Annotated in this window: 3 protein-coding genes; 2 read left to right on the top strand and 1 reads right to left on the bottom strand. The window is 32.5% G+C overall.

Annotated features, from left to right (window positions below):
- Positions 1-379 (bottom strand): colanic acid biosynthesis glycosyltransferase WcaL (locus tag GXZ93_03365; GenBank protein HHT78820.1); only part of this gene is annotated, 379 nt, incomplete at its 3' end.
- 211 nt (positions 380-590) lie between these two features.
- Here GXZ93_03365 and GXZ93_03360 point away from each other — a divergent pair.
- Both GXZ93_03360 and GXZ93_03355 read left to right on the top strand, forming a co-directional pair.
- On the top strand, positions 591-1910 hold the full coding sequence (locus GXZ93_03360) for a nucleotide sugar dehydrogenase (protein HHT78819.1): 1320 nt from the start codon (positions 591-593) through the stop codon (positions 1908-1910).
- A 75-nt stretch (positions 1911-1985) separates the two neighbouring features.
- Positions 1986-2939 carry an SDR family oxidoreductase gene (locus GXZ93_03355; protein ID HHT78818.1) on the top strand — a complete coding sequence of 318 codons (954 nt, stop codon included), beginning with the start codon at positions 1986-1988 and terminating at the stop codon, positions 2937-2939.
- Positions 2940-3036 lie beyond the last annotated feature (97 nt).

Genomic DNA, 3036 nt, shown 5'->3' with positions numbered 1-3036 from the left:
CTATTTTCCTTTTAAAAACTTTCTTTTCTTCTTCTGAAGATTTTTTAAATAATTCAGAATCTATGCCTATAGGGATTATAACTATTTTATCATAATCAAATCCCCATTTTATCAGATTATTCCTGCTTAATGTGCAGGAAGTATGAATAATATCAATCTTGGATTTTACTTCAGGAATAATCTTTATGTATTGCAAATCATTATCTGTGCCATGATACCATGTAAGTATTATACTATTGCTGGGATCAACACATTTGTAAACTTCAGGCATATAAGTATTTCTTGAACCAAAATGAATAATCTGATTTTTTATTTTTCTTAACTTCCTTAAAGATAATGGTAGCAATTCAAAAGATATCTCTTTATACTCTTTTCTCATGTATTTAAATATACTTAAGCCTTCCTGTCTAATTACCCAATTCGCAGGCTCAATCACATAATATATTTTTTTGCTTGCAGTCATTCCAAATTAAAATACAAAAGACATTTTTTTTGTTAAAATAGTTAAATATTTTTTAAATAATGATAACTTAATCTATAAAGATAACAAACTAATCTATTATAACAAACTAAAAGGAAATAATTTTATTATGGATTATAAAGATTTTTACAAAAAATTAGAAAATAAAGAATTAAAAATCGCAGTTGTCGGTCTCGGCTATGTCGGTCTTCCTCTTCTAATAGAGCTTGATAAATATTTTGATGTAATAGGTTTTGATATCAGCAGCCGGAGAATAAAAGAGCTAAAAAACAGTTGTGATAAAGACAGTAATGTAAAAACAGAAGATTTAAAAGGACTGAAATGCCTGCTTACTTCAGATAAATCCGATTTAAAGAAAGCCGGTTTTTTTATAATCGCTGTTCCCACACCTATAGACAATCACAACATCCCTGACCTTGGTCTTGTTGAAAGCGCTACTGCCCTGACTGCACAGAATATGCCTGAAAATTCGATAATAGTATATGAATCAACCGTTTATCCCGGAGTTACTGAGGATATATGCATACCTGTTATTGAAAGAGAGTCAGGTTTTAAAAACGGGAAAGATTTTGTAGTCGGATATTCGCCGGAAAGAATAAACCCGGGAGATAAAGTCAACACCCTGACACGGATAGTCAAAGTTGTTTCTTCCCAGGATGACGAATCACTGGAAATAGTAGCAGGCGTATATGGGAAAATAATAAAAGCAGGTGTCCATAAAGCATCCAGCATTAAAGTAGCTGAAGCGGCAAAAGTAATTGAAAACACTCAGAGAGATATCAATGTGGCACTTGTAAACGAGCTTGCAGTTATTTTTTCCAGAATAGGAATAGACACGAGCGAAGTTCTGGAAGCTGCCAAAACAAAATGGAATTTTTTAGATTTCAGACCCGGTCTTGTCGGAGGCCATTGCATAGGAGTTGATCCTTACTATCTGGTTTATAAAGCAATTGAACTGGGATACCATCCTGAAGTGATAAATGCCGGCAGAAAAATAAATGACAGCATGTCAGAATTTATAAGCAGACAGATACTAAAAAACATTATCTCAAACAGTGAATTAAAAAATAATATAAGAGTGATTCTTTTTGGCCTTACATTTAAGGAAAATGTTTCAGACTGCAGAAATACCAAAGTAGTAGATATATATAATTATTTAAAAAATTACAATATTGATGTAAGTATTTATGATCCGCTGGCGCTTAAAGATGAAGCAAAAGAACATTACGGCATAGAGCTCATAGAGCCTGATGAAATAAAAGATATGGATGCAGCTGTTTTCTGTGTTGCCCACGATAAATTTAAAGAAATGGATTTAAAAGATTTAAAGACAAAAATGAGAACGGAAAATCCCATACTTTTTGATATTAAGTGGATATTTAACAAAGAAAAAGCTAAAAAAGCCGGATTCAGGTACTGGAGATTATAGCACAGATTAAACTATTAAATTACTTGGCAACAGGAGAACAAATTGAGGCTTGAAGAAATTAAATTCGATAAGGACATAAAGGTACTTGTAACCGGATGTGCGGGATTTATAGGTTCAAATCTTCTGGAATTTTTACTGAAAAAGAATTTATATGTAAGGGGTCTTGATAATTTATCCACCGGTTCTTTAAAAAATATCAACAAGGCTCTTGAGGCTTCTTCAGGCAAATCAGGTAATAGCAATTTTGACTTTATCAATGGAGATATAAGAAATCCTGAAACATGTAAGGCTGCAACCGGAGATATAGATATTGTTTTTCATGAAGCAGCTCTTGGCTCAGTTCAACGTTCCATTGAAAATCCGCTGGATTCAAATTCATCCAATATCGACGGCACACTTAATATGCTTTTTGCTTCACATAAAAACAATGTCAGAAGATTTATCTATGCTTCTTCATCTTCAGTGTATGGGGATACTCCTGTTCTTCCCAAAGTTGAAGATATGCCGGTAAATCCCAAATCCATATATGCGGTAACAAAATTAACCGCGGAATATTATACAAGACTTTATTATAATTTATATGGGCTGGAAACTGTTTCGCTTAGATATTTTAATGTGTTCGGAGAAAGACAAAGCCCGGATTCAATATATTCTGCTGTGATACCTCTGTTTCTTAAAAAAATAAACGAGGACAGCCGACCTGTCATTTTTGGAGATGGTGAACAAAGCCGTGATTTTTCATATATTGATAATGTTCTATATGCAAACTGCCTGGCTGCAACTTCTGAAAATAAAAAAGCATTCGGAAATTTCTATAATGTGGCATGCGGGAAAAGAATAAGTTTAAATGAAATAATCAGGCTTTTATCTGAATATTATGATAAGGATATTGAACCTGTTTATAAAGAAGAAAGAAAAGGAGATGTAAAGCATAGCCTTGCCTCTCTTGAAAAAATAAGGGAAGACCTTGGATACAGTCCGCTTGTAAGTTTTAAAGACGGCCTTGCGGAATTAATAAGTAAATTCTAACTTTTTAATAAATTAAAACGATTTAAAAATCTTTTTCTATTATTTGGATTTGTTTTCTGTCTTTTATTTTATATTTTATTAATATAGCCGTAGTTAT

It is taken from the genome of Actinomycetota bacterium (assembly GCA_012837825.1).
GTDB lineage: Bacteria > Actinomycetota > Humimicrobiia > Humimicrobiales > Humimicrobiaceae > Humimicrobium.
Note: the sequence above shows the minus strand (reverse complement) of the source record. Positions and strands in the feature narration are given on the sequence as shown.